The organism is Ruegeria sp. HKCCD6428, from assembly GCF_013110595.1.
Classification (GTDB): Bacteria; Pseudomonadota; Alphaproteobacteria; order Rhodobacterales; family Rhodobacteraceae; genus Ruegeria.
Map to the genome: position 1 here is coordinate 79,584 of NZ_WVQX01000002.1, position 25,654 is coordinate 105,237.

The 25,654-nt window shown below is 56.2% G+C and carries 22 protein-coding genes and 1 pseudogene; 7 read left to right on the plus strand and 16 right to left on the minus strand.

Annotated features, from left to right (window positions below; genetic code table 11):
- The first annotated feature begins 19 nt into the window (after positions 1-19).
- From GS620_RS05740 to GS620_RS05755, 4 genes and pseudogenes are all read left to right on the plus strand, one after another.
- A complete protein-coding gene (locus GS620_RS05740) occupies positions 20-1,255 on the plus strand; it encodes a lytic murein transglycosylase (RefSeq protein WP_371809785.1) in 1,236 nt (411 codons plus the stop codon).
- A gap of 661 nt (positions 1,256-1,916) precedes the next feature.
- A complete protein-coding gene (galU, locus tag GS620_RS05745) occupies positions 1,917-2,810 on the plus strand; it encodes a UTP--glucose-1-phosphate uridylyltransferase GalU (RefSeq protein WP_171614575.1) in 894 nt (297 codons plus the stop codon).
- Positions 2,811-2,873: 63 nt separating this feature from the next.
- Positions 2,874-4,289, plus strand: a pseudogene (locus GS620_RS05750) (mannose-1-phosphate guanylyltransferase/mannose-6-phosphate isomerase).
- Between the two features lie 170 nt (positions 4,290-4,459).
- Positions 4,460-5,530 (plus strand): DUF2793 domain-containing protein, encoded by a 1,071-nt coding sequence (locus GS620_RS05755; RefSeq protein ID WP_171614577.1) that lies wholly within the window; start codon positions 4,460-4,462, stop codon positions 5,528-5,530.
- A 256-nt stretch (positions 5,531-5,786) separates the two neighbouring features.
- On the opposite strand, the gene GS620_RS05760 is transcribed toward GS620_RS05755, so the two are convergent.
- The 4 genes from GS620_RS05760 to GS620_RS05775 all read right to left on the minus strand — a co-directional run bounded on the left by GS620_RS05760 (position 5,787) and on the right by GS620_RS05775 (position 9,694).
- The gene (locus GS620_RS05760; protein WP_253283808.1) at positions 5,787-6,533 is read right to left on the minus strand and encodes an outer membrane protein; all 747 of its coding nucleotides are present in this window, start codon (positions 6,531-6,533) and stop codon (positions 5,787-5,789) included.
- A gap of 17 nt (positions 6,534-6,550) precedes the next feature.
- A complete protein-coding gene (locus GS620_RS05765) occupies positions 6,551-7,660 on the minus strand; it encodes an HlyD family secretion protein (protein ID WP_171118017.1) in 1,110 nt (369 codons plus the stop codon).
- A gap of 143 nt (positions 7,661-7,803) precedes the next feature.
- Entirely contained in the window at positions 7,804-9,468 is a 1,665-nt protein-coding gene (locus GS620_RS05770; RefSeq protein ID WP_171614579.1) for a sulfatase-like hydrolase/transferase, read from the minus strand.
- A 4-nt stretch (positions 9,469-9,472) separates the two neighbouring features.
- Entirely contained in the window at positions 9,473-9,694 is a 222-nt protein-coding gene (locus tag GS620_RS05775) for a hypothetical protein (RefSeq protein WP_171614581.1), read from the minus strand.
- Positions 9,695-9,751: 57 nt separating this feature from the next.
- On the opposite strand from GS620_RS05775, the gene GS620_RS05780 reads away from it, so the two are divergent.
- Entirely contained in the window at positions 9,752-10,699 is a 948-nt protein-coding gene (locus tag GS620_RS05780; RefSeq protein WP_171614583.1) for a helix-turn-helix domain-containing protein, read from the plus strand.
- 160 nt (positions 10,700-10,859) lie between these two features.
- Here GS620_RS05780 and GS620_RS05785 read toward each other — a convergent pair whose 3' ends face one another.
- The 8 genes from GS620_RS05785 to GS620_RS05820 form a co-directional block, all read right to left on the minus strand.
- Positions 10,860-11,849, minus strand: coding sequence for a HupE/UreJ family protein (locus tag GS620_RS05785; protein ID WP_171614585.1), 990 nt, complete (start codon positions 11,847-11,849; stop codon positions 10,860-10,862).
- Positions 11,846-12,676: a peptidyl-prolyl cis-trans isomerase gene (locus GS620_RS05790; protein ID WP_171614587.1), complete on the minus strand. Its 831-nt coding sequence runs from the start codon at positions 12,674-12,676 to the stop codon at positions 11,846-11,848. The genes GS620_RS05785 and GS620_RS05790 overlap by 4 nt, the downstream gene beginning before the upstream one ends.
- 157 nt (positions 12,677-12,833) lie before the next feature.
- Positions 12,834-14,756 (minus strand): DUF3604 domain-containing protein, encoded by a 1,923-nt coding sequence (locus GS620_RS05795; RefSeq protein WP_171614589.1) that lies wholly within the window; start codon positions 14,754-14,756, stop codon positions 12,834-12,836.
- Positions 14,757-14,955: 199 nt separating this feature from the next.
- Positions 14,956-16,104, minus strand: a complete 1,149-nt coding sequence (locus GS620_RS05800; protein ID WP_171614591.1) for an energy transducer TonB — start codon at positions 16,102-16,104, stop codon at positions 14,956-14,958.
- On the minus strand, positions 16,101-16,478 hold the full coding sequence (locus GS620_RS05805) for a biopolymer transporter ExbD (protein WP_152460515.1): 378 nt from the start codon (positions 16,476-16,478) through the stop codon (positions 16,101-16,103). Before GS620_RS05805 ends, GS620_RS05800 begins: the two co-directional genes overlap by 4 nt.
- Before the next feature lie 4 nt (positions 16,479-16,482).
- Entirely contained in the window at positions 16,483-16,848 is a 366-nt protein-coding gene (locus GS620_RS05810; RefSeq protein WP_253283809.1) for a biopolymer transporter ExbD, read from the minus strand.
- Positions 16,841-17,506 carry a MotA/TolQ/ExbB proton channel family protein gene (locus tag GS620_RS05815; RefSeq protein WP_152460517.1) on the minus strand — a complete coding sequence of 222 codons (666 nt, stop codon included), beginning with the start codon at positions 17,504-17,506 and terminating at the stop codon, positions 16,841-16,843. The genes GS620_RS05810 and GS620_RS05815 overlap by 8 nt, the downstream gene beginning before the upstream one ends.
- Positions 17,503-17,931, minus strand: coding sequence for a hypothetical protein (locus tag GS620_RS05820; RefSeq protein ID WP_152460518.1), 429 nt, complete (start codon positions 17,929-17,931; stop codon positions 17,503-17,505). The genes GS620_RS05815 and GS620_RS05820 overlap by 4 nt, the downstream gene beginning before the upstream one ends.
- Before the next feature lie 654 nt (positions 17,932-18,585).
- On the opposite strand from GS620_RS05820, the gene GS620_RS05825 reads away from it, so the two are divergent.
- Entirely contained in the window at positions 18,586-19,413 is an 828-nt protein-coding gene (locus GS620_RS05825; protein WP_253282476.1) for a FecR domain-containing protein, read from the plus strand.
- Between the two features lie 57 nt (positions 19,414-19,470).
- A complete protein-coding gene (locus GS620_RS05830; protein ID WP_253283810.1) occupies positions 19,471-21,702 on the plus strand; it encodes a CHASE2 domain-containing protein in 2,232 nt (743 codons plus the stop codon).
- 108 nt (positions 21,703-21,810) lie between these two features.
- Here GS620_RS05830 and GS620_RS05835 read toward each other — a convergent pair whose 3' ends face one another.
- The 4 genes from GS620_RS05835 to GS620_RS05850 are packed head-to-tail and all read right to left on the minus strand — an operon-like array spanning position 21,811 to position 25,598.
- Positions 21,811-22,806, minus strand: a complete 996-nt coding sequence (locus GS620_RS05835) for an ABC transporter ATP-binding protein (RefSeq protein WP_171169942.1) — start codon at positions 22,804-22,806, stop codon at positions 21,811-21,813.
- Positions 22,803-23,837, minus strand: a complete 1,035-nt coding sequence (locus GS620_RS05840) for a Gfo/Idh/MocA family protein (protein WP_152460520.1) — start codon at positions 23,835-23,837, stop codon at positions 22,803-22,805. Before GS620_RS05840 ends, GS620_RS05835 begins: the two co-directional genes overlap by 4 nt.
- On the minus strand, positions 23,834-24,673 hold the full coding sequence (locus GS620_RS05845) for a carbohydrate ABC transporter permease (protein ID WP_171118042.1): 840 nt from the start codon (positions 24,671-24,673) through the stop codon (positions 23,834-23,836). The genes GS620_RS05840 and GS620_RS05845 overlap by 4 nt, the downstream gene beginning before the upstream one ends.
- Positions 24,674-24,683: 10 nt before the next feature.
- On the minus strand, positions 24,684-25,598 hold the full coding sequence (locus GS620_RS05850) for a carbohydrate ABC transporter permease (RefSeq protein WP_171169949.1): 915 nt from the start codon (positions 25,596-25,598) through the stop codon (positions 24,684-24,686).
- Positions 25,599-25,654: the final 56 nt, after the last annotated feature.

The window sequence follows — 25,654 nt, forward strand, 5'->3', positions numbered from 1 at the left end:
CGGGACAGACAAAATGAAGATGCGTATTCTGGTATTCTCTTTCGGGTTGATCCTGCTCTTTCAGCCCTCGTTGGCGCAGGATCGTGCGGCGATCGAACGCCAGTTTCAGTCGTGGTTGCAGGAAACCGTTTGGCCCCGGGCAAAGGCCAAAGGTGTGACACGCGAGACGATGCAACAAGCCCTCTCTGACGTGACCCTTGACTGGAAATTGCCGGATCTGGTGCCACCGGGAAGCGCGCGCAAAACTCCGAAGGTCCAGAAACAGGCCGAGTTTGGCTCACCCGGTCGCTATTTCAATCCGGGGTCGGTACAAGGCGCAACGTCAGCAGGACGTAAAATGGCACGGCGCCATGGCGCAACTCTGGCGGCGGTCGAAGCCGAAACCGGCGTTCCTGCCCGCATTATTCTGGCGATCTGGGGAAGAGAGAGCGGATACGGACAGGTTCCGATCCGGCATGATGCTTTCAGGGTACTGTCGACCAAGGCCTTCATGAGCACCCGTGCAGACTATTTCACAACCGAACTTGTTGCCGCCCTGCAAATCGCAGAGGCAGGGCACCAGCCCGCCCGGCAAATGAAAAGCAGTTGGGCTGGCGCTTTGGGTCAGCCTCAGTTCATGCCGTCCAACTACTTGTCTTATGCTGTCGACGGCAACGGCGACGGGGCGGCTGATATTTGGGGGTCACCCGAAGATACGATTGCTTCAATCGGAAACTACCTCATGAAGCACGGCTGGGTTCCTGCACGGGACTGGGGATTCGAGGTTTTCGTACCCCAAAATGTCTCTTGCGCTTTGGAAGGCCCTGATCAGGGGCGACCTATTCAGGACTGGGTTGAGATGGGGGTACGTCGCTTCTCGGGCAAACCCTTTCCGGCCCATGAGCTGCGTGGTGACGGGTATCTGATGATGCCGGCAGGACGATATGGTCCAGCTTTTCTGGTTACGCCAAACTTCTACGTTCTGAAGGAGTACAACAAAAGCGACCTGTATGCCTTGTTTGTCGGCCATGTTGGCGACCGTATTCAATACGGAATCGGCGATTTCAATGACGCTTGGGGAAAGGTCGGCGGGCTGTACAGATCCGATATTGCCAAGATGCAGCAGGCGTTGGAACAAAAAGGGCATGATGTCGGAGGGATCGATGGGCTGCCGGGGTTCAAAACGCGTCGTTCGATAGGTCGATGGCAAGAGACCGTGGGCATCGAACAGACCTGCTTTCCGGATGCGCTGATGAAAACAAGCCTGGCCCCGTGAGGCAAACCAAGGTGTCCAGCCGACTCTGACATCCGGCCTGCTCATCGATCCGATGTGCAACAATCAGGCGTTCCCAGAACCTATCTATGGAACCGCGTGACAATTGTTGCCCATTCGAGAACAGAATTTGAAAGGGCAAATCAAAAACTCGGATGCGTTGAACAAGGCGGTCAGCCGCCCTTTTGCCAAGGAAGATACTCTGTCCGTCTGCACCCTTTGACGCGGCTTGTCCTTCAAGCCGTTTGCTTCCGAAAAGAGGGTTGTGGGCGACTTTGGGCGGGTTGCGGTTTTCCGCATGGGAAAACCACGCAAAAATAACATGATACGCGGCGCGGCAACCCGGTCGGGTCGGTTCGTGGAACGCCATGATCTGCAAGACACGTCGCGAAGAACAAGCCTACGAATTTTTTCTTGATGGACCGGTGGTGATGTGTCCCGCTTTACACTGTGCAGTCAGCCAATGATCCAAGCGCGTCGTACATAAAGGTTATATTGATACCGCATCAGACCGGGCTTTTGACTCCTCCTTGGCAAGGTGGCACGATTTGACTGATAGCAGCCTGATCCATCAGGCATCATTGATTGACAGGGTATTGCAGCCTATGAGGACATTCCGGACATTTCCTGTACTGCTGGCAAAACTTGATAATTGAGAGGCACCATGACACGCAAAGTTACCAAAGCGGTTTTTCCAGTAGCGGGCATGGGAACGCGTTTTTTGCCAGCAACCAAATCCGTTCCGAAAGAAATCATGACGCTGGTGGATCGTCCGCTGGTGCAATATGCAATTGACGAGGCCCGTGCAGCCGGGATCAAGGAGTTCATTTTTGTAACGTCGCGCGGGAAATCCGCGCTGGAAGATTATTTCGATCACAACCTGGTGCTGGAGCAGGAGTTGAGAGCCAAAGGCAAAAACAAGCTTCTGGACGTGCTGAACAAAACGAATATGGAAAGCGGCGCGATCGCTTATATCCGCCAGCACAAAGCTCTGGGGCTGGGACACGCGGTCTGGTGCGGCCGGCGGCTGATCGGCGACGAACCATTTGCCGTCATGCTGCCTGACGATGTCATCGCCGCCGACAAACCCTGTCTGCAACAGATGATCGAGGCCTACGAAGAAACCGGTGGCAATATGGTCGCAGCGATGGAAGTTCCGAGGGAAAAGACAAGCTCTTACGGCGTGCTCGATGTTGGCGACAATATCGGGTCTGTCGTCCCCACCAGAGGCATGGTTGAAAAGCCTGACCCATCAGAGGCACCATCCAATCTGGCGGTCATCGGCCGGTATGTGCTTCGGCCGTCCGTTTTGAACAACCTCAACGCAAAAAAAACCGGAAGCGGCGGCGAAATCCAGCTGACCGACGCCATCGCCCAGGACATTGCCGCCGGAGTGCCGGCCTACGGTTATAAATTCGATGGTCAGCGTTTTGATTGCGGTTCAAAATCAGGCTTTTTGCAAGCCACCGTTGCTTTTGCTCTTGCCCGCGAAGACCTGCGCGATGATCTGAGCCAATATCTGAATGACATTGTCGCCACGGGGAAAGCTGCTCAGTAGTCACAGATTGTTTTACTTGACTAAAAACAAGGCACGTGCGTGACCAGTACAGTCTAACCCGTCATTCTTTGCGGAGGCTCGGGAACACGTTTGTGGCCCCTGTCACGCAAAAGCTATCCCAAGCAATTCGTTCCTCTGGTCGGCGAAACAAGCCTGTTGCAGAATTGCGCGGAACGGATGCTCGGTCCTTCTCAGGCACCGTAAGCAAAGCCACTTGTTCTGACCAACGAGGCTTTTCGCTTTATTGTCCCGGAACAATTGATGGCCGTCGGAATTGACCCCGGGCCAATTCTGATCGAGCCCGAAGGTCGAAACACCGCCCCCGCTGTTCTTGCCGCAGCCTTGTATCTGGCGGCGCGAGATTCCGATGGCATCATGCTGGTGGCGCCGTCTGATCACGTGGTTCCGGACATGGACGCCTTTCATCAAGCCGTTGCCGAAGGCGTACGGGCAATAAGTGAACGGCGCGATCTGGTAACTTTCGGCATCACTCCGACGCACCCGGAAACCGGATACGGCTATCTCAAACTCCGCCATCCGCCGGATACGACCCATGAGGCTGTCCCATTGGATCTTTTTGTGGAAAAACCTGACCGCAAAACGGCCGAGGCGATGCTGTCGGATGGCAGCTATCTTTGGAACTCGGGGATCTTCCTGTTTGCAGTTCGCGATATCCTGGCAGCCTTTGAACAGCACGAGAGCGAACTGATCCCGCCGGTTCAAAAGGCCGTTTCCGAGGCAAAAACGGATTTGGGATTTCTTCGACTGGACCCAGCGGCATGGGCGGGTGTGGAAGACATTTCAATAGACTACGCAGTGATGGAAAAGGCCCTGAACCTGAGCGTGGTGCCTTATTCCGCTGGCTGGTCCGATGTCGGAAGCTGGACCGCGGTTCAAGAGCTGTCGAACCCCGATGAAGACGGTGTGGCGACCAACGGAGAAGTAACGGCAATCGACTGCCGCAATGCACTGATACGGTCCGAGTCGCCGGCGCAGGAAGTCGTGGCAATGGGTCTTGAAAACGTAATCGCCGTTGCGATGCCCGATGCGGTTTTGGTCGCGAGCATGGACAAGGCCCAGGACGTGAAACAGGCCGTTGCAGCGCTGAAGGCCAAGGGGGCGAAGCAGGCAGAATCCCTGCCGGTGGATCATCGTCCGTGGGGCTGGTTCGAAAGCCTTGTGATCGGAGATAGGTTTCAGGTCAAACGCATCCATGTTCATCCTGGCGCGTCGCTCAGCCTGCAATCTCACAATCATCGTTCCGAGCATTGGATCGTGGTTGAAGGCACGGCCAAGGTCACCATCGATGATCAGGAGCGTTTGGTAACCGAAAACCAATCCGTCTATATCCCACTGGGAGCGACACACCGAATGGTAAACCCCGGGAAAGTTCCCATGGTTTTGATCGAAGTTCAGACTGGCACCTATCTGGGTGAAGACGACATCATCCGATACGACGACATCTACGCCCGAGATTGACTCTCGGGCATTGCTCTGCACGGGAACGCCCATCGGCGGGTTTCCCGCAGACATCAGAATCTTACCAAAATCTTCCCTGGGCGGTCGGCCCGGTCAGACAGGATTGACGCGCTTTGCGGCAGGGTAGCGCGCAACCGAAGCTTCGGACCGACGCCACAGGAGGACCCCCCGTGTCACAAACATCCCCCCGATTGAACCTGCCCTTGCTGCAACCGGCACAAGCGCAAAAACACGTTACCCACAACGAAGCCCTGAGACAGCTCGATCTGGTCGTGCAACTCTCGGTACGGTCAACAGATTCTGGGACACCTCCTGTTGTTCCCGCGCAAGGCGAAGTTCATGCTCTTGGAGCCAACCCGACCGGGGACTGGGCAGGACATGCCGGTGAACTTGCCGCCTGGCTGGACAACGCCTGGCATTTCGTTACCCCCGACATTGGCTGGCGCGCCTGGGATGAAGCGGCCGGAGATCTGAAATTCTGGACAGGAACAGCCTGGGCCCCCCTGCCTGTCAGCACTCAGAACCTGGACGGAGTCGGGGTTGCGACCAATTCAGACAGTACGAACCGTTTGTCCGTTCGCAGCCCGGCGACCTTGCTGAGCCACGAAGGCGGCGGGCATCAGCTGAAGATCAACAAAGCCAGCGCAGGTGATACCGCGTCGCTGTTGTTCCAATCGAACTGGACGGGTCACGCGGAAATGGGACTGTCTGGCTCAACCGAATTTTCCATCAAAGTGTCTCCTGATGGAGGCAAATGGACTGAAGCGATGACCTTTGATCCCGTAGCCGGAACCGTGTCGGGGGCAGCTGTTCAGGCCGATGCCAGCGATACGACTTCGGGCCGACTGATGCGCGCCGACTACGGATACGGCCCTGGAAACCTTCTTGGAACAGTGGCGGAAAACGCAGGTGTTCCGACCGGCGCTGTCATTGAGCGCGGCAGCAACGCCAACGGAGATTATGTGCGGTTTGCCGACGGCACTCAGATCTGTACGGCCACGCTTGCGCCCGTGGCGTGTACGACTGCTGAGGGTGCTCTTTTCAAAAGCGGCCCAATAACCTGGGATTTTCCGGCTGACTTTTCGACGCCCCCGAACCTGAACGGCACCGGAGGCGTTGCAACCCGATTTACCGGGTTTGATACACCTTCGTCGTCCCAATCGACATTCATTGTCTTCTCGGCGATCTCGGATGCGGCAGCCTTGGCGCCATCCGTCACAGCAATTGGTCGCTGGTTCTGACAGGCAGGGCCGCCTGGATACCGGAACAGGCGGCCAATCCGACCGCAGATCGGTTGAGACCCGTTCCGCGTTTACCCGCGCCACCGGGTTTGCAGCCCTTCATCACGCCGAAAAGCAGGATGGTTGCTGGAACCCCTGCTCGCGAAACGCGGCAAACAACGCCTAAAAAGAGGTTTGCACACACCTAACATGCACGCCCCCCCGACTGACGTCTCGTACCAAGTCGAATCCCAAAACAGTATTCGTTTTCAATCAATCAGAACCGGTAGGTCGCCCCGATCACCGGCCCGGACTGATGGAACTCGAAATCATTGCCGCCGATCTCATGGTCGAAGGCGATATAGCGATATCCGCCGCGGATCACCCATCTGTCATTGATGGCATAATCCGCCGTCAAAAGAACCTGCCACGTTTCGCTGTCACTGCGGAAGCCGCCATAATCAACGAACCCGGTTCCCGTCCATTTGTCGGAAAAAACGTAACGTATTCTTGCGCCAATGACCGGGTCTACCCAATCGTCGTCAACAACGGTCGTGCGCCCAGGTGCCGAAGCGGACGTTAGTGTGAAATTGGTTTCGGTACTGAACCATCTGAAACCACCGGCAATGTCCAGTTGAACGGAAGGATCTTCATAGACCCGATAGGCCACGTACCCACTTAGGAACTGGGTGGTGAATGATGTGTCGAGAGTGGATCCAGACGGACCGGCACCACTGTTGCTGAAGGATAGATTTGTATAATTGTAGTCAGCAAGCAGGCTCCAACGCCCATTGGATGCCGCAAACGCGCCCATAAAGGCGAAATCCAGGTTGCTCAGAGCGTCAGAGAAACTCAACGTGCCGTCCAATGTTCCTGACGGGGTTTCGATAGACGTTTCCGTTTCAGGCATGAAAAGGTAAATCGTCGCTTCATGGGACCAATCGCTTTGCTGCGCGGAAGCGGTTGTGCCAAACGCCGCAACCAAGGCCAAACCCGCGCCTTTCATTGCCAGTTCTGTTTTCATCTCGTCCCTCCAATGTTTCAGATGTAATTCAGCTTTTTGGTGATCCAGAACAGGATTTCCGCCAACACACTGATTGCGCCCGCCTTGTCCGTAATTACCAGTGCCGTGCCAGAAGTCCCGAATGGAAAATCTTCGATATTGATCTGGTCCGGAACTTCGATCAGCACCGGATAGCTGGACACGCCAGCCAGATCGCGCAGTGAAGGAAGGCCCGTGCGCGAGTCAACAACGCCCTCTGCCGTTCCTACGGGCAACGATATGACGGTCCCAGGTATTTCGCCGCCCGGCTGGATTCGCAGCGCAAGGCGGATCTGGTCGCCTACGGAAACGTTCATGCGACTTGATTGGGGCAAACTTGCGATCAGATGGCGGTCATCGGGGACAACAAAAGAGATCGCCCCCTGTGCGATAGATACACGATTTCCGGGACGCAGAGAAACGGCGGTGACAAAGCCGTCTTCCGGCGCGCGCACGACTGTTTGCTCCAAATTCCAAAGCGCCTGCGCCAAAGCCTGCTCAGCCTCGACCACGCCGGCATCAATGCCGTCGATCTTGGCGGCAATCCGCCGCTCCAGACCGGCTTTGCGCGCCTCGGCCGCGCGCAGGCTTGCGGACAATTGATCGATGGCAGACACGGCTTCCTGCAACTGGAAGGTCGTCGATGCCCCCCGCTTCTCAAGATCGACAATGTCGTCACGGCGCTGGACGCCAAAGGTCAATTGCGCGGTGAGGGATTCAATGTCGGCTTCCGCCGCTGCCAGGTCGGACTGTAACTGATCTGCCGCAGAACGCGCAGTTTCAAGACTGGCTGTCAGCCGGGCGACTTCGATCCGAAAAGGTGTATCGTCAATCCGGAACAGCGGATCCCCTTTCGCAACCCGCTCGTTGGGGCGAACCGAAACGTCAACAACAGTACCTGACACATTGGGGGCAATGTTGGTGGCAACACCCTGCACCGAAACAGGCCCTGTCGGTGTGGTGTGGTTGAGGGCACCGATTACAACCAGAGCAATGATTGCGGCACCCCCATAGACGACAGATTTCCAGAACCGGTTCCATGGAAGCAGCCCCAGCTTGGAAAACACCACCCAGATCACTCCGAAATAGAGACCTAAGACAATAAGCATATGTTTACTCCATCGCGCAGAGCTGCTGATACCAGCGGGGCGCAATATTTGTTTCGGATGCGGCTAAGAAGTACGCCAACGCTTGCCCTATTTGCGTGTCGATTTCGCGGCCGCGCATTTCTGTTGACGCGCGCGGCCTTGTTTCATTGTTGCGCCGAAGATCGTTTGACCATGAAAGCCTCAACTGCCTGTTGCGTTTCCGGCCGCAGGTTTTCAATTCCTTCATACGGCATTCCTGTGGCCGGGCCAGTATCGGGGAACAGCTCTTTTCTCGCCATGTGACGTCCCAGAATGCGGACGAACTCCTGCCCGCCCCAAGCACCAACTTCGGTCGAAACCGGGTATTTTTCGTGGGTGTCGCGCATCACATCAAAGAAATCTGCAATGATCGCGTTTTGACCCGGCCCGGGCAGGTTGAGCTTCAGCTTGTCCTTGACGACCGCCTTTGGGGTACTCACCGAATAGATGATCACGTGATCACGCCGACCTTTGCTTTCATCTTGAAACAGGATCGAGGCAGATTGATCCACGCCATCAATCAACCGGTCTCGGGGAATATGCTGAACCGCGCCGCCCAATCTAGCCAGCGTCGTATAAAGATCAGACACATGAATAATGTTGTTGATCATGCTGTCTGGTTCAATCAGACCCGGCCACCTTATGAAAGCGTCCACGCGAACCCCGCCTTCGGTCGTATCGCCTTTGCCTCCGCGAAAGACCATTGGCGTAAAACCGGATGCCGGTGAATACTTGGTGAAATGGCCGTTGTCGCCCATCAACACGACAATCGTATTATCTGTCACGCCAAGCTCGTCCATGCGCGTGAAGATTTCGCCCAAATACGTATCCAACTCTTGCAGTTTGTCGGCGTACAGACCTCCATTGACGCTTTCCGGTCCGTCACGCCCGGCCCGCGTGTTGTCCAGCGGGATCATCGGCCAATACTGTAGGAAGAAAGGCTCAGTACCGCCGGCCAAGCGTTCCAGTTCACTCAGGGTTTTGTCCTGAAAAGCTTGGTTCATCTCGTCATACTTGGCTGCGTTCCAACGCTCACCCGGCTCCATTCGGATCTCACGAACAGGTCCGCCGGCATTTCCTTCGATCACCGTGGCCATGGCCGATGCATCGGGGCGGAACCAGTCGTCGATCGTGTAATCGTCGACAAAATCTGCGATACCAACCGAAACCTGCTCGCGGATTGCATCGTCATTGAAAATCGTCAACTGGCCCTGTTGATGAACGGCGTGCTGCGCATAGTCGAACCCCTGGTTCATTGCCCAGCTCTCGGCAATGTCACCCATGTGCCACTTCCCGACATGCGAGGTTGCATATCCTTCGGCCTTCAATACCTCGGCAAGCGTTACTTCCTCTTCGGGCAAACCGAAACCGGCGATGTCGACGGTCGTATCACCCATTCCGATCCGAACCGGCAGACGACCGGTCGTCTGGGCCACACGTGTCGGGGTGCAGGATGGCTCTGTATACATGCGCACCATGCGCATCGCTTCGTCAGAAAAATCGTTGATGTTTGGGGTGCTGATGCCGCGTACCGCGTTCAATTCTGGGATACCCATATCCCCAAAACCGATGTCATCGACCAGAATACTGATGATGTTCGGGGGGTTGCCACCGTTCTCGTCTCGAAATGCCGCGAGAGCCTGATCAACGGCTGTATCGTCCTGTTCCCAGGCATCCTTGTTCTGGGCCTGTAGGATATAAAACTCGGAATCATGCGCAATGGGTGCATCCTGCGCGTAGGCAGGTGCGCTGATCGCCAGAGAACCCAGCAAAAACAACTTGAGATCCATTTCTTTAGGTTTCCTTTTTCCTTGGGTTTTCTTCTCGCTCCAGACCCTGTGCGATAAGATCGTGGGTGACACTGGAAAGCGTCTGTCCGGTTAAATCCGCAAGACGCGTAAGCCTGTGACGCTGTGAGGGTGTAAGAAGGGTCACGATCCGTTCCGACCGCACTTCTGCTTTCGGAAGCGGAGGGCGACCACGTTTGGGCGCGGCAAGCGGATCGGGCAATTTCATTTGAACATATTCCTATGTTTCGACTAAGCTTTTCATGCAAACTACAGGGGAGATATTTTGCACCGCATCAAAAAATCGACAAAACTAGACTTGGCCCCGCCCGAAGCGCCCCGGTTTTTTGCGGCCACTTTCCGTGATCCGAACCAAATCGCCGCAATATCCAAATGGGATATGGATTTCCGCCAGATCGAAGACGGCGAAATGCAGGCGGATTTCAAGGTCAGATCCGGCCCGCTTATTTCCGTTATGAAGTTTGGTTTCTCGCGGCGTGTGCACCAGATCGGCGCGTCTCCGAAGGGCCACATCACCTTTGGCATCCCTACCCATTCAAGACTGACGGACTGGAACGGTACCAGCATCGAAACGCCACCGTTTCTGTCCTTCGGCAGCGGCGATGAGTTCGACTGTATCAGCGACAGCGGGTTCGGCGGATATACGATGACCGTTGAAACTGAGAATGCGATGAAAATAGGCGAGAAGCTGGGGATCGCAGTCTCTGATACGGAATTCGGGGCATTTTTGTTACCTGCAACGCCACCTGATCGCTCGGCTGCGCTTTTGAACGACATTCAGACTTTGTTGGCGAACCCAAATTCGTCAGAACAGGGCGAAGCCCATTTGATCGAAGCGATACTGCGGATCGCTTTGGGGGGCGGGGCGGATCGCAGGGAGCCGCGGATAAACCGAAAAGCTCTGGCACTTGCTGCGGCCATTGATCGGATGACGGCGACCCCGGACGAAAACGTCCCCATCAGCGAGATCTGCGGGGATATCAGTGTGTCATTGCGCACATTGGAACGCGCGTTCAACGAAAAATTCGGTATCGGCCCAAAGGCCTATTACACAAGGCTCCGCCTTAACAGGGTTCGCAGCCTGCTTGCAGAACAAGGCAAAGATCTGTCAATTTCTGACGCCGCAAACCGATATGGCTTTTGGCATATCGGGCAGTTCTCACAAGATTACAAAAAGTGTTTCGGCGAATTGCCATCGGCCACTGTCGATTGAAAACACTTGGCTTTGTGCTGTTTATGACCATGGCCTTTCATCGAAGCAAATCCGAAACCGCGCAAAAGCTCAGCAGGTCAGGCTCGGGCCGCATTCCATTTCAGGCACATGCGCCGTCATGATTCACAAAATCTTGCTCAACTCGCAACTTCGCCGCTGTTCAAAAACCGCTTATGCGATCTATCAGCCAGTACATTGACACTGAGCCGATCCCATACGCGGTCAAGACCGTGGCATGTTTGCCAACCGGACGCGCGATCAGCCGCCAGGTTGCCATCAGAAGAGCCAAGGCAGCAATAAAACTCAGCTGCCCGGCTTCGACACCGAGGTTGAAGGCCAGCAATGCCGCGGGAATATCGTCAGGGGGCAACCCGATATCAGCCAATGCCCCTGCAAAACCAAGGCCGTGCAAAAGCCCGAACCCGAAGCAAACGATCCAGGGTTTCTGTTTTGAAAGCCGGAACCGTCCTTCGCCACCTTTGACGATCTCCACCGCTAGAAAAACGATGGACAGTGCGATAACGGCCTCGACCGGTGGTCCGGGAACATTCAAAACGCCCATCGTTGCCAGCGCCAAGGTTATTGAATGCGCAAGTGTGAACGCTGTTACGGCTCCGACAAGTTTCCATGGATCGCGGACCAGAACAAACAGCGCAAAGACAAACAGAAGGTGATCCCAACCTTCCAGTATGTGTTCAAATCCCAACTGGGAATATGCGGCAAACACTGACCATGTCGACTGTTCAGAAGGTATGATTTGAACATTGATATCCGGTGTAAAACGAAGCGTAGTAGGTTGCGCATCCTGGGGATGCACACGCGCCAGCACGTCGTTTCTCTGAGTCTCAAGGCCCTCAATGGCAATGGGTTGGCCCGCGATACCCGCCTGGCATTCGACGACCCAGGACGAAACCCACCCTCGACCGTCGGAAATGGGATCCGGGCCACGCGCCGGAGTGCAGCCATCTGGCAAAATTGCGTCAATCGCCATCGGTTGGCCATTCACGTCGGGCTTTCGCCAATGAACGCTCCAAGTGTCAGAGGCAATCTGACGAATTTCCAGATATCCAGGATCAAGCGCGTGCGCAGCAGCGAAATTTGCAGGCCACACAAACAGCAGCGCAAACAGGAAGCAGATCAAGGTTCTCATTTGGCCGGGCCAGAAAGATCGGGGGCCACAATCTCGTATTTTTCGGCCAAAGACTGATATTGCGCTTGCGCCAGATCTTCACTCATCGCGCGGCGCCAGTCCCGCAGTACCGTATTGTGAATTTCAGCAAGTGGCGGTGTTCGGCTGGGCTCGACAGCAACGACCTCGACAAGGTGGATACCGTAACCTGACCGGATCGGACCCGTCCACTGACCTGTTTCGACCTCTGTGATGCTTTTTGAAAACCCTCCTCCAAAGACCGACTCGACAACCCGCGTCGCGGACAACGGCATTGACGCCGGCAGCAAGGTCGAACCGCCCAGATCGGGAATGTCCTGCTTGGCGCGCAGGCTGGCCAGGGCTTTCTCGATTTCGGCCTCTCCGGGCTCCTCTCCAAGAAAGACCTGATTAAAGGCCACCATGACAGGCGTTGCATAGCGTTCCGCGTTTTCCTGAAGAAAAACCTCCAGATCTTCGTCATTCGGAACGATGGAAGTGGCAATGGCTTCGGTCAGATAATCCATTTTTTGGCTCAGCCGGGTCCTTATCAAGGGATCTCCGCGATCCAGACCAAGTTGTCTTGCCTCCCTGACCAGAACCTCTTCACGAATGGATGCGTCGACCAAAGCCTTCAGTTCCGCATCGCTTGGAGGGCGTTTCCACTGCGCTTCGAAACGAGCAGACAAAAGCGCAACGTCATCCTCGTCGAGTGTTATTTTCTCAAGATCTTCAACGCTCTCGCTTTCCGGTGCTGCAATATGGAACCAAACAAAAATTGCCGCCCCAATCAAAAAAAAATGGAGCAAAGGTTCTTTCAGTACTCGCATCAAGCCTCCTGCGTGAAACGTGGCCAGATTGTTTGTTCAAATGTTGGCGTCATCGGGTCGGGTTTTGCATGACGATGCCCTCCGCGTGTTACAGTAACGCGGAGGACGCACCGAGGTAAGGTCATTGACTCGGCTTGTGTTCCAATCGCAGAACGGATCACTCTGCCGGGGTGTACCAGATCGGGGACGAATAGGCGCGTTCCTGATGCGTAAGCACTGCATCCTCGGGCAATTCGATACCATATCTCAACTTGTCGTACAGGATCCAACGCGGCGTTGGAATTTCGATGGCGCGGACGTAGTAAAACGCGCGTGCATTCGGATCGAAATCCGGGTCTGACCATACGGTGACAAGTTCGGCCGTTCCGATTGTGTTGGTCCAGCTGGCAGTCTCCACGTCCACAGTGTTTCCAACCGCAGGGACTTTGCCGTTTTGATCGACCTCGCGGTTATCCGACCATGCGACGTCGTAGACCTTCTCCTGCAAGGCACCTTCAGAATCGAGCCATCCCTTTATCACTTGAACACGGTCCAGATTGGCACCAACCGGGTCGCGCAGAGCGGCAATCAGGAAGCTTGGCGCAGCCTCACCCTCGCGCGGGCGCAGGTCCGAACCCATTGGCACCCCTTTGGTATAACCAACATTGGCTAGGAAACGGGTTTCAACATCTGCTTCACTGAAATCCCATCCGCCAAAGAACCGCAGACCAATCCTTGGCCCCGTCGTTGCATAGGTTTCGCGGCGCTTGAACGCGTCAAAGATCGCTGCGCGTGTATTCTCGGTAGCCCAGACGGCCGTGTATCCGGAGGCGACAAGCAAATCGCCGGGAATTTCACCAAGGTCATTGGCTATGAACGGATGCTTGATACGCGAGGCTGAGGGTTCGACGCTGACGGATTTTCCAAAGAAGTTGTCTTCTTCGGCCGTGGCCAGAGAGGTATGGCTGTCCGTCGCACCCCCCATGCCGAATTTATAGGGGTTCACGCCAAACTTTTCTTCCAGCATCAATCCGCGTTTCAATGCCTCTCGGGCGTATTCTCCGGCCAGCATGTCATCGGTTTTCAACTCGGTTATGTCCAGATTGCCGACGTCCCAGTTCTCGTAATCGGCAAATTCGTCATCCGGGCTCAGGAAAGGATGCGCTTCACCGTCGCCCTTTATCTGGGTGACTTCGTAATGGGGCTCCCATTTTGCGCGGTCCGCGACATATTCCTCGTCAACCTTGCCGCCGTGATACGTGTCTTCGGTCGGGAACATCCACCCATTCGACAGGTTCCCGTTATGGGCAAAGGCAACTGCACGCCCCCCCGTTTTTTCCTGATACTCTTCAAGCCAGGCGTAAAGCGCCTTTGGATCCGTATCACCGTAGGGCGGTTGCGTGACCGGCGGCACCATTTGAAGCGCCCTGATTGGACCATCGCGCAGCATGACATTGCGGTGCAAGTTGAATCCTTTCGGTACCGAGGTCCATTCAAAGCCGATGAAAGCGGTAAAGGTGCCGGGGTCATTGTGCCGCTCTGCCGCCAGAACGATGCTTTCCCAGGTAAAGGCAAATGCATCGGCACCGGGGCTGTAGGATTCCAGCAGGATTTCCGGCAGTGTCATTTGCGAAAAATTGGTGATGATGTCGAAAGCCGCTTTACCGGCTTCTTCCCCGCCGGCCTTGTACCCCTCGTACCACTCCAGTCCTTTGGGATCAGAAAGAACGCCCGGCTTGCCAGCCTGCAAATCCGGCGCGAACCCCATCAGGTCCGTGTGATCCGTGAGAACCATCCAATCCAATGGTCGTGACAGTCTTACAGGCTGACCTGTTGAAGAAATGACCTGCTCACCCTTGGCGAAACGCCATGCCTCATCCGGCAGCAAGGTGTTCCCGAAAGCACCCGCATCCAGCGAAAGCCCGGTGTGAAGGTGAGTGTCCCCCCATAATGGGCGTTCAGGAAATGTGCGTTGGGCGTAAGGGGAATAGGGCTGATCAGAAAACAATCCCTCGGCAGCATCTTCGCTGGGTACGGCGTCGGCACCAACAACAGCAGGGACCAATACGAGTGAGATTATGCAAGCAGATTTCCGAAACAAAGTGACCTCCCAGTTCAGGAATACTTAGCTGTGAGGGCGAATTTCATCGCGCCATTATTATATTCCCATTTTCTTATATCACATTCTGTTGGCCAAAGGGTTATTTTAATCTGAGAGCTGCAAACCCGCGCAATCAGGGAATTCGGCGAAAGCCCATAGGGTGATCGCTAATCGTGTTCACCTGACAAGACCCGTCGGATCATCTTATCTGATAGTAAAATGAAAGCTTCCGGCTGACGCCCCCAGGCGGGCGCGGGAAAGGTGCGGCGGTTCGAACCTGTTCTTTGGCTGCGCGCTCTATTTCCGGCGAGCCAGAGCTTTCGACGACATCAACCCAAGCCAATGAACCATCCGGGTCAATCTGGAAAAACACCCGCGCATAGCCACGACCGGCAACGTAAACGATTGGCGCCCTGTTCAGATGAACAAGAACCTGACCCGCATAGTTCGTGGTGTCCGAATTTCCCGGCCCCCGCCCGCCTGAACGGGTGCCGCCCCGGTTTTGTCGGAAGGCGTCGACACCCTCTCTTTGATACGTCGCCAGAGGTGATTCAATCGTCTGTTCCGGAAATCTCAGAGCATCAAAGTTGCTTGACGGATCCAACGCACCCCGCAGAGTGGGTTGCGGGCGTCGGTCTGGAAGGCGAGGCCGCAATGACGTGGCCACGGCCTGTTCGGATCCGTCCACGCTTGCATCGGGTACGGTCAGTTCGGCGTCGTTATCCAGAGGTTCCGACGCTTCTTCCGGTATTACAGGTTCAAGTGGGGACGTGTTTTCCGGAACAACCGGAGCCACCTCGACCGGTAACGCGGCGATCTGTTGCTGTTCCTCGGACACCGGTTCTTCGGCAGAAGAAGGCTCAACCGGAGCAACCGCCTCTTCCTTCGGCACCTCGGGTGTTTCGGCCAACGCTTCGGGCCTTGCCGACACAGCGCCTTCAGCTTCGGCGGCTTCGCCTTCGTCCTCCAGGTTCTGGTCTAAAGGGTCCACGACAACCTCATCCGGCGCCCTCGGCTGGATAATAGTTGAATCCCCGGTATCGGGCGTGAACGTCTCTTGCGGATTCGGCGAGGCCACGCGGGCATCACTTGTCGGAACTTCTGCCTCCTGCGGCTGGGTTGGCGGTTCCACCGGAGGGGTTGGCGGTTCATCCGGCGCAGGCGGTACGGGTTCGATCGTGGTATCGGCCAACTCTTCGAACGCGTTGCTGAGTTCGATCGTGTCGGTACCGGTTTCCCCGGAAGCCGGGTCTGACAAATCTGGTACCGTGACAATCAGGCCGATCAGATGCACCAGTACGGAAATCGAAATTGCAATGATTGCAACAAAAACGGACCGCCTGATCATTCGAGGGCCTGTTCGGTCACCAGAAAAACGGTTGGCGCACCCAACCGGCGCAAACTGCTGGTGATCTCCATCAATCGAGAGGCCGACGCATTCCTGTCTGGAACGATCCGCACGGGCCCCGAGTCATGCGCGGCCATGAAAGCTTCTGCCTCGATCGGATTGCCGCGAAAACTCAATGTCCCGTCCCGATGAAGAACAAGCGCATCCGGCGGCTCGCGACCGTCAAGATCCGCAGTATTCACCAGATCCAGATCGGGATCCAATGGCGGTGCAATCGTACCCGTAATCAGAAAAAAGATCAGGATCAGAAAGACGACGTTGATCAGCGGAATTGTGGAATCGCGATTTCGACCGGGTCGGATGTAACGGATCATTGCCTCACTCCAACACCCTGACTGTCAAACCTTCGCGCCCGCGCAAAGGGACAAGCAGGTCCACAAGGCGTTGCGCGGTTGTCCCGGGATCAAGGCTTACCAGCACCTGACCGGCCTGGACCTGATCGAACAATTCCTCAAGCGACAGGGGTTGGCCGTTCAGGACAACACGTGTGGGGCCAAGTTGCACGAAAAGGCGCTCGGGCGGTGCAGCGTCGGCATTCCCGCCTGTGGCGGCGCTGCTCAACTCGATCTCGCTGAACCGCGAAAACGTTGAGGACAGCATGAAAAACAGCAAAAGCAGAAAGATCACGTCGATAAGCGGCGTCATCGACATGCGACGCCGCACAAAAGGTGCAGTGTTACGCATGTTCTGGGGCGACCGGGACCTGTGCCGCCGCTTCCGTGCTTTGGATGGAATGACCGGGAACCAGAACCGTACGCAAAGCCTTGTCCGCAAAAACACGCTCGCGTGCGGTTCGGCTTTCAAGCCAGGACAAAACCATCGACGTCGGCATCGCAACGGCCAGACCCACAGCCGTGGTGATCAGGGCCACCCAGATCCCGCCGGCCAAAAGTGACGGATCAACCGATGATCCAGCGGTTTGCAAGCTTTGGAATGCACTGATCATACCCAGAACCGTACCAAAAAGACCCAGCAAAGGAGCCAACTGCGCCACGGTGTCCAGCAAACGAAAACCACGTTCCAGCCCGGCAAGCGCCAAACCCGCTTCGGCATCCAGCCGGTCATCGGCCCCCGGAACACCAGATGCGTTCATCGCCGCGCCCACAATAGGGGCAAGATAACTGCTGCTGTCCGCCAGCCTGGCGCGCGCGGCACTGTGATCTCCTGCGTCCCAGGCCGCCAGAGCTTCAGACAGCACCTTGTGCCGCCCGACACCGCAAGCTGCAAATTGCCAGAGTTTGTAGAGGGTGACCGCCAGCGTCAAAACCGACATGGCGATCAGTATCGCCACCACCGGCCCGCCGAGGTCAAAAATCTCACGAAGTGCAGCTATAGGACTCATCCCAACAACTCCATTTCCACCCTGCTGCTCAGCGTCAGGGTGCTGTCGCATATGTCACTTTCGGTACCATCCACGACGCAGGAGTTCGCGCCGTTGATCAAGGCTTGTCCAACTGTGTCACATGTTCTGTTGGGAAGGTCGAACTGGCGCACCCGGGGCCGGTCGGCGGGCAGATCGCGAAAATCGAACAGAGAAAGGTTCAACACACCACCTTCGGTGTCGAAAATGACGGTTTCGAACACGGCACCGTCGATCGGCTGCCCGGTTTCATTCTTGACCAGAAACGTCAACCTGCACGCGCTGGCGACATCCTCGGCCGAGTTCAGCTCCACAAAGAGCCGTGCAGCGGAATCGGATTGTGCAGACGCTGTGGACAGCAAACAGCCAGAAAACATGGCCGCGACCATAATGCGACGAAACAGCATGAACAGACTCCGTGTTGCAGCGCTGGAACAATCGGGCAGCGACCGTCAGCTTGCCCATCTGCGTTTCTACCCGAGGGACATGTCACATTAAAGAGCCGCGAAGGGTGGCAAAGCAAAAGGGTCGTCAGCGCGTGTTGATATACGTACGTTCACGGCAAGACATACGGTGCGCAATCAGAATTTCAACTGCGCACAAAGCTGCTCCGCGCATCTGGACAACCAGCAAGTTGATGTCGGATCTAATTTGAAAAGTCGCACTTTTTCCAAACAGGTGCTTAAGCCGCAACAAAAAGCGTGAAACTGCGCTCGATCCAGTCTTCACAGAAAATCACTCAAAGCGGTTTTTGAACGTCGTTTTCACTTAATTCTTGCTAAAAGCGCGAAAAATAATGCATATTTGTCTACATTTTTAATGCATATGAATAATAATAACGTGTTTTTTTAAGAGGCAAGCGTCGAGCACAGCGCGGTTTCCGTGCTTTAAAGCCCATTGGGGGAAGGGGTTCGAGTTTGTCGTTGTTAAAGATTGTAATGGTTCTTTGCGTTGTCGTGGCTATACCGTCGCAGACCATCGCCAACATCGGAAAAATTATTAGCGTCAAACAAGGCGCCCAAGTTGTTCGCGCGGGAAAAGCACAACCCGTTTATTCAGGAATGGAGGTTGCGTCCGGCGACGCGCTCAGCACTGATCAGACTGGCGTAATCCAAATCGTTTTTGTGGATGACACCAAGATTGCCATTGGCCCCAACGCACGCATGGTTCTGGATGTGTCCATGTTGCGAAATAACCGCAAAGCCAAGAGCTTTGCCGTTCAGGCTTTGGGTGGCAGTTTTCGGTTTATTTCCGGTAAAAGCCGAAAGAGAGCTTACTCGATCAGGACTCCCTCGGCGACAATGGCCGTGCGCGGCACCACCTTCGACATGTGGATCGTGTCGGAAAAACAAAGCGCGATGCTTGTCCTGCAAGGTACGGTCCGCATGTGCGGCAGTCAGGGCGCGTGCAGATCTTCGGGGCGTCAATGCAGCATGTTCGCAACAAGCGGAGATGGAGGAGTAGGACGGCCTGCCGATCAGGCGCAATACGAACAAGCGCTGAAAAGCGGGTTTCCATTCGTTCAGTCCCAGGAAGGGCTGCTGCCCCCTTTGCAGGTACGGGTTGAAGGGTGCTCAGGTGATGGAGCGCCCATACGGCGCATCGAGACAGACCGGTCGGAAGCCCGTAGGGACCCTCCTCAGCAACGCGAAGCGCAGAATACGGTCACTGGCCCTTCGCCTTCCGCGAACAATGAACCGGCAAGAGAAGAACCGGACCATGCAGAACCCGAACGCGAAGAACCAGAGCAGGAAGAGCCCGACAGAGAAGAACCGGAGCAGGAAGAACCTGAACCGGAAGAACCTGAACATGAGGAACCCGAACGGGAAGAACCGGAACCTGAGGAGCCCGAACGGGACGAACCAGAGCGGGAAGAAACTGATCCGTAATTGCTCGGGAATTGCTGTTGAACACGCAGTTCCAGTTCCATTTGTCTGGAGGATGGTTTGAGCGACAAGCTGCGGAAATCCAGGAACGGGCGATGGGCCTTCCGCCTCGTGGGGCTGGGTCTGATCCTTTTGGGTTGCTTAATCCGGGCGTGGGATCCGTACCCGGTTCGAATGACGCGCCTGATCTATTTCGACGTTTTGCAAAGATTATCCCCGCGGGAGTTCAATCCCGAACTCCCCGTGCGCGTCGTGGATATCGATGAGGCCTCGCTTGCCAGCTTTGGACAATGGCCCTGGCCCCGCACTTTGGTTGCGCAGTTGGTTCAAAATCTGGGTGACTACGGCGCTGCGACGATTGCGTTCGACATGCTGTTTGCCGAACCTGACCGGTATTCGCCGTCTCGCCTTCTGAATGATCCATCGCTGGCGGGCGTACTGACTGTGGAACGCCATGCCGAAAAGCTGGACAACGATGTCTTGCTTGGGATGGAAATGGCCTACTGGCCCGTGGTGCTGGGCGTGGCCGCGCGATTGTCGGCCAAAGGTGAGCCCATTGCGGCCAAGGCCGGAATCATTGAATTCGGGGAAAGCCCCGCCGAGGGGCTGATCTCGGTTCCGCATTGGACGCCGATCGCGCCACCATTGGATCGGGCGGCGGCGGGTGTCGGCGGGGTCAATGTCTCGCCCATCGGAGGAACCGGCATCGTAAGACGGGCGCCGGTTCTTTGGAACGGTCCGGACGGTCCGCTGCCAAGCCTTGCCGTCGAAGCCCTCAGGGTCGCCCTGGGTGAGACCAGCATTTTCGTGGAAGGCGCGCCTGACGAGGCTGGCATCATGCTGGCCGTCGAAATCGCCGGATACCGTTTACCGACAACCGAGAATGGCGAACTTTGGCTGAAATACCGGCGGGACAGCCCCGACCTTTACATTTCAGCCAAGGATGTCCTGGAAGGTACTGAAGACCCCGGGCTGCGATCCGAAATCGAAGGAAGAATAATCCTGATCGGAACCTCCGCTGCCGGTTTGTTCGATATTCACCAGACGGCGCTTGGCGAAAGCGTCCCCGGTGTTTCAATTCATGCCCAGATGATCGAACAGATTCTGACCGGTGATATGCTCAGCCGGTCTGACGTGACCGCAGCACAGGAACTGCTTGCCTTTGCGTTTCTGGGGCTTGTGGTGATTGCGGTCATGTCCAGCCTTGGTGCCATCGCATCCTTCATCGCCGGTGGCATAGCCGCCGCAGCCGTTCTTGCCATCAGCTGGCTGGTTTTTCAAAACCAATCCATCCTGTTCGATGCCACCTTTCCTCTGATTGGAGGCATCGCAAATTTCGGTCTGCTGGCGGGGTATCTTTTTGTTTCGACCGAGCGCGAAAAGCGCCAGATTCGAAAAGTCTTTTCGCATTACGTGGCCCCGGAAATCCTTGATGAAATGGAGAATTCGGGCCACCAGCTGCAATTGGGCGGAGAAAGTCAGGAAATCACCGTGATGTTTTCGGATATCCGGGGATTTACCGCTCTGTCCGAGTCCGCGTCGGCAACGGAACTTGTATCCTTGCTGAACGCGCTGTTTTCCAAGCTTGGAGATCAGATCCTGCATGAGCGTGGCACGATCGACAAGTTCATCGGTGACGCCATCATGGCCTTCTGGAACGCGCCTTTACCCGTCACGGACCATCCATGCCGCGCAGGGCTTGCCGCGCTCAGGATGCGGCGTGCCTTGGCACAGTTCAATGCATCCGAGATCATGCGGAACCGAAAGCCGATAGCGCTGGCAACCGGAATCGCCACGGGGCAGGCCTGCGTCGGCAACATCGGATCGCAAAAACGGTTCAACTATACGGTTATCGGAGACGTCGTGAATGTTTCGGCACGGATCGAACAATGCTGTCGAACGGTCGAGTATGACATAATCGTCTCAGACGCGGTGTATCAAGCCGGTCGAGATGATCTGGCATTTCTGCAGGCAGGCCATGTTGACCTGAAAGGCAAAGCCAACCCAGAGCCCGTTTTTGTTCTGGTCGGAGATTCCGCTTTGCGGAAGACGGACGCGTTCCAGGAACTCGTTGCACGGCACGGTAAGTTGATCGCAGCATTGAGAACCCGAAAGCCTCAGGGCGACATCCTGCGCATGTGTCAGCATTGCGAAGAACTTGCCGCAGATATCGAACCCGGATTGCGCCAGTTCTATCGCGCTTTGGCAGGTCGCGCGGCCGATTTCCGCGCGGTCTCATCATCCGGGCCGGTCATGTTCACCCGATATACCAGAATAGCCGGTGGTGTTTAGGTGGCGCTGCAAGGAAATGACGGCTGAAGGATCCTTCAAACCCCATCACAAGGCTTCTGCGATGGATACAGCCTGACTTAGGCCCCCAAAGCCCTGCGTCAGTGAGTGTCACGCGAGACGCGCACCCTGGGCGTCGAAGCGATAGACCCTGCCTGGAGAATATCCAAATCGGATGCTCTGACCGGCTTCAACCTGATGCTGCCCGAACAGGCGCGCGGTGATCTGGTGATCCTGCATCATGGCAATCACGTTGGTGTCACCGCCCAAATGCTCGACATGGGTGACGTTTGCGACCACCGGACCGTCGTCAGACAAAAACAGGTCTTCCGGCCGGATACCCGTTGTAATGTCTGCGCTTTCGCCGATCATGCTGGCAGGAAAGAAATTCATCGACGGCGCCCCAAGAAAACCGGCCACGAACTGGTTGGCAGGATTGTTGTAAAGCTCCATCGGGCTGCCGACCTGTTCCACACGCCCGTCGCGCAGAACGACGATTTTATCGGCAAGAGTCATTGCCTCGGTCTGGTCATGGGTCACGTAGATCATCGAAGCGTCAAGCTGACGGTGCAGGTTCGCAATTTCCAACCGTGTATTCATACGCAGAGCCGCATCGAGATTGGACAGAGGCTCGTCGAACAGGAACAGCTTTGGTTCCCGGACGATGGCACGACCGATGGCGACGCGCTGGCGCTGACCACCGGACAGTTCGGAAGGATACCGGTCAAGGTAAGGTTCAAGGTTCAGCATCTTGCTTGCCCTTTCGACACGCTCATCGATGACCTGCCTGCTCTGGCCCTCCTGTTTCAGCGCCAATGACATGTTCTTGCGCACGTTCAAGTGGGGATAGAGAGCGTAACTCTGGAACACCATCGCGATACCGCGTTTCGAAGGCGGGGTGAGATTCATGAGCTCTCCGCCGATGCGCACTTCGCCCGAAGTCACATCCTCGAGCCCCGCGATGACACGCAGAAGGGTGGATTTGCCACAGCCCGAGGGGCCGACGAAGACGACGAATTCACCCTCGTCAACGTCGATGTTGATATCCTTGAGGACCTCGACGGTGCCGAAGGATTTGTTCACGTTTTGCAGCGTCAGGGCGGTCATGTGCGTGCCTCTTTCAGCGAAATGGGTTGGCCGGTACGGATGCTTTCATCAGCGGCCAGGCAGATGGCCAGCGATTGCACGGCATCGTTCATGTGGCGGGTCAGATCGATATCTTCGGCGATGGCGCGCAGCATATAGGCTTGCTCGGCATCGCAGAGTTGCTGATGGCCGGGCTCATCCGGCATCTCGATTATCCGGTCGCCGTCAGGGCGGTGGACCAGAAGGCCGCCAACCTTGGTGTGGCCGTCGATATCCGCGGATGCGCCCTTGTTGCCATCCGTGATTGAAACCGATCCGTTGGGTGACACGATATCTTTCACGAAAAAGGCGGTCTCGGACATCATCGGGCCCCAGCCGGCCTCGTACCAGCCGACCGAGCCGTCTTCGAAAATCACCTGAAACTGGCCGTAATTGTACATGTCTTCGGCAATCTCATCACTCAGGCGCAGGCCCATGCCATGCACGCGGACGGGATCGGAATCGGTGATCTGGCACATCACATCGACGTAATGCACGCCGCAATCGACGATAGGCGATGTCGTCTGCATCAAGGCCTTGTGGGTTTCCCATTCGGCCCCGCTGCTTTGCTGGTTCAAGTTCAGACGGAAGACATACGGCCCGCCGAGATCGCGCGCCTCCGAGATCAGTCGCATCCATGACGGGTGGTGCCGCAGAATATATCCGATCACCAGTTTCCGGCCGGTTTCCACTGCTTTTGCGACCACGCGTCTGGCGTCCGCAACCGTCGTGGCCAGTGGTTTTTCAACAAAGACATGCGCACCTGCTTCCATTGCGGCGCAGGCGAAGTCTGCGTGGCTGTCGGAATAGGTTGCGACGACGACCAGATCGGGGTTTGTCTCGGCCAGTGCCGCCTGAAAATCCGAAAAGGCCGGATAGCCTGACAGGTCGTGATGGTCTACTTGACCTGTGCGATTGACCAGCCCCACGATCCGTGCGTCGGGGTGACGATGATGGGCCAAGGCATGGCTCAGACCCATGTTGCCAAGACCAGCGATCAGAACCCGGGTCATTTGACAGCTCCTGAGGTGATGCCACGGATCAGCTGGCGCGAGAAGATCACGTAGAGCACCAGAACCGGCAGGATCGCCATGCTGAGCGCGGACAGAACCGCGTTCCAGTCGGTCACAAACTGGCCGATGAAGACCTGGCTGCCCAACGTCAGGGTTTTGGTCTCTTCAGCGGGTGCCAGGATCAAGGGGAACCAGAGATCGTTCCAGATCGGGATCATGTTGAACACGGCGACGGTTGCCATGGCAGGTCGGACCAGAGGCAGCACCAACCGGAAAAAGATCGTGTATTCCGAAAGCCCATCGATGCGCCCCGCATTCTTCAGGTCATCACTGACCTGACGCATGAACTCGGACAGGATGAACACCGCCAGCGGCAAACCCTGTGCCGTGTAGACGAAGATCAGGGCCCAAAGCGTGTTCACAAGCCCTGTGGCGACCATCATCTCCAGGATCGCCACGGTGCCGATGCGGATCGGAATCATGATCCCAAGCGCCAGATAAAGCCCCATCAACATGTTGCCCTTAAACCGGTATTCGCTGAGGGCAAAGGCGGCCATGGCGCCGAACAGAAGGATAAAGGCCAGTGAAACCACGGTGACGATCAGCGAGTTCTGAAAGTAGAGAAAGAAATCCCCCTGCTTCATCACCGTCTGGTAGCCGATCAAGGAAAAGCTTTCGGCATCAGGCAAGGCAAGCGGCTCGCGAAAGATGGCACGGCGCGTTTTGAAGCTGTTGATGATGATCACGAAAACCGGAAACAGGGCGATCAGAGTGTAAAGGATCAGCGCACCATGCATTGCGACGGTGTTCAGTGGATTCGAGCGTGCCTTGTTCATTGCAGAGCCCTCACAGCTGATACCGGCGCATCCGGGTCTGGATGCCGAAAAGGTAAATGCAAACACCCACAAGGATGATGGCGAACATGGCGCCGGCAATGGCGGATCCCATATACGGATCACCCAGTTGCAGCTGGAAGCCAAAGAACGTGCGGTACATGAAAGTGCCCAGGATGTCGGTCGAAAAATCCGGCCCCGCCAGAGCGCCCTGAGAGACATAGATCAGGTCAAACGCGTTGAAATTGCCCACGAATGTGAGGATCGAGATGATCCCGATCGAGGGCAGGATCAGCGGCAGTTTTATTTTCCAGAAAGCCGAAGCTCCTGTGATCCCGTCGATCTCTCCGGCTTCAAGAATTTCTTCGGGGATCGACAGAAGGGCCGCATAGATCAGCATCATCGGGATGCCGACAAATTGCCAGACCGAGACAAGCGCCAGAGTTGTCAGCGCGTATTCTTCCTTGCCCAGCCAAGGCGCGAACAGGGATTTCAAGCCAACCGCGTCCAACATCGAGGGCGCAATCCCCCAAAGCGGAGACAGGATCAGTTTCCAGGCAAAACCCACGATCACGAAGCTCAGGATCGTCGGAATGAAAATGGCCGACCGGTACAGTGCGGCAAAGCGCAGTCTCGGGTGTGACAGGATCGCGGCCAGAGCGATTCCGATGGGGTTCTGCACCAGCATGTGGATCAGAAAGAACCAGAAGTTGTTGCCCAGCGCATTCCAGAATTGCGCGGACCAGAGCGGATCAAGGAACAAGGTTCGGAAATTCTCCAACCCCACATACACACGCGCCTGATCGACTTCGGTAAACAGCGCAAGGCGGAGCGTGTTGAACAAGGGCAGGATCATCACCGCCGTGTAAACCAGCACCGCAGGTGCAAGAAAAACGGCGATGTGCCAGCGTATGCGGCGGGTCTGCATGGGGATCTCCGGGGAAAAGGTGCCGGACGCGACGGGCCGCGTCCGGTGAGAGTGGT